We start from the raw sequence: 1,786 nt of genomic DNA, 5'->3' as shown, positions 1-1,786 counted from the left end.
GGTAGATGTCCGTGCCCCAATCGAACTCGACGAAGACGATGCTGAGCCCGACGCCGGACACCGAGCGCACGCGGGTGATGCCCGGCATGCCGTTCATCGAGGTCTCCAGCGGAAAGGAAACCAACTGCTCGACCTCCTCCGGCGCCAGCCCCTCGGCCTCGGTCATCAGGGTGACGGTCGGCTTGTTCAGGTCGGGGAAGACGTCGATCGGCAGGTCTTTGAGGACGAACGAGCCGTAGACGACGAGGATCGCAGCGGCGGCCAGGACGAAGAGCCGGTTGCGCAGGCTGGCGTTGACGAGGACGTTGAACATGGCGGGGCGCTCCTCACCGGACCTGGTTGAGGAGACCGGCGCCGTCGGTGACGATGCGCGCCTCCGGCTCGACGCCCGCCAGGACCAGCACCGTGTCGCCATCGACGGGCTGCGTGCGCACCGGGCGGGCGACGAAGCGTTGCGGGGTGTCGTGCTGCCAGACGATGGGCTGGCCGCTGGCGTTGCGCACCACGCTCTGCCGCGGCAGGACGATGCCGGACGCCTTCCCCTGGATCTGGGCGACGATGCGCACCGGTTGGCCGACGCTCAGGCCCTGGGGTGGGTTGTCGATCCGGAAGAGCAGCGGAATGGCCTGCTGGCGCAATGCCAGACTGTGTCCCAGGTGCCCGAGGGTCAGGGTGACGCCGTCGGCGGTGGTCGCCGTGGCGCCGTGGACGCTGTTCGCCACCCGGGGATCGAAGGCGACCGCCTCGACCATCAGCCGCGCCGGGTCGACGATCTCGAACAGCACCTGGTCGCGCCCCTCGACCACCTGTCCGGCCTTGATGTTGTTGGCGGTGACCACCCCGGAGATGGGCGCCCGCAGGGCTTCCTTGGTCGTCAGCGCCGGGGACAGGGCCGCCCGGCGCTTGCGCAGCCCGTTGAGGTTGGCCTCCGCCTCTTCGATGTCGCGCTGGGGCACGCTGCCTTCCAGCTTCCGGAGCCGCTGGAGGCGGGATTCGGCAATGACGAGTTCCTGCTCCACCACGGCGATCTGCTGCTGGATGCCGCTGCGGTCCACGAAAGTCACGGCGGGGGCGATGTGGGCCAGGATCTGCCCGGCCTCGACCCACTGGCCGACGTAGGGCAGCCCCGTGTCCCCCGGCTCGATGCGACCGCTCTGCGTGGCCTGGACGTGGCCGCCGCCGTTGGGGTCGGCGATGACCTGACCGATCAACCGCACCGTCTGCGCCGCCTCCTGCGGCTTGGCAACGATGGTGCGGACCGACAGCAGACGCTGCGACGGCTTGGGCACGTACAGACTGCCGTCCGGCAGGCGCCGCGGGCTCTCCGAGGCGCCGGTCGGCCCCATCGGGACAGCCGCCCCCATCGGGACAGCCGCCGGTGCCTTGCCCTTGTCCTCGTCGCTGTGGCTGTGGTCCTCGCCGCCGTGGGCGAAGGCGCCGCCGCTCGCCAACAGCAGGCCGATGCCGACCAGCGCGGCGCCCGCGACCGTCCGCGTGCGTCCACGCCGGGTCAGGGCGACGGTGGTCAGGACCCCGAGCAGGAAGACCATGACCGCCCCCAGCATCAGGCCGGAATCGTTCCGGACCTGGCCGAGGACGGCGGAAACACCCTGCGCGCCTCCGGTCTGCGCTTCAGCCGCACCTGCCGGGATCTCCAGGGTGCCGATCAGCAGGTCGGCCGCGTCGGCCGCGGTGATGGAGACGGTCACGTCATGTGATCCCGGCTTTGAGAGCCAGGACGGTTCGAGACGGTAGACGCCCTCCTCGCCGGAGACGGGCGAGGCCG

General features: G+C 70.7%; 2 protein-coding genes. Both read right to left on the bottom strand.

Annotation, left to right across the window (positions count from 1 at the left end; genetic code table 11):
- A partial coding sequence (locus DS843_RS30820; protein WP_149472616.1) for an efflux RND transporter permease subunit occupies positions 1 to 313 on the bottom strand: 313 nt, incomplete at its 3' end.
- A gap of 13 nt (positions 314 to 326) precedes the next feature.
- Positions 327 to 1,786 (bottom strand): efflux RND transporter periplasmic adaptor subunit (locus DS843_RS30815; protein WP_208852368.1); only part of this gene is annotated, 1,460 nt, incomplete at its 5' end.

Source organism: Roseomonas genomospecies 6 (assembly GCF_008365375.1).
Taxonomy (GTDB): domain Bacteria; phylum Pseudomonadota; class Alphaproteobacteria; order Azospirillales; family Azospirillaceae; genus Azospirillum.
The sequence above is the reverse complement of the archived record's forward strand: the minus strand, read 5'-3'. Positions and strand labels throughout refer to the sequence as shown.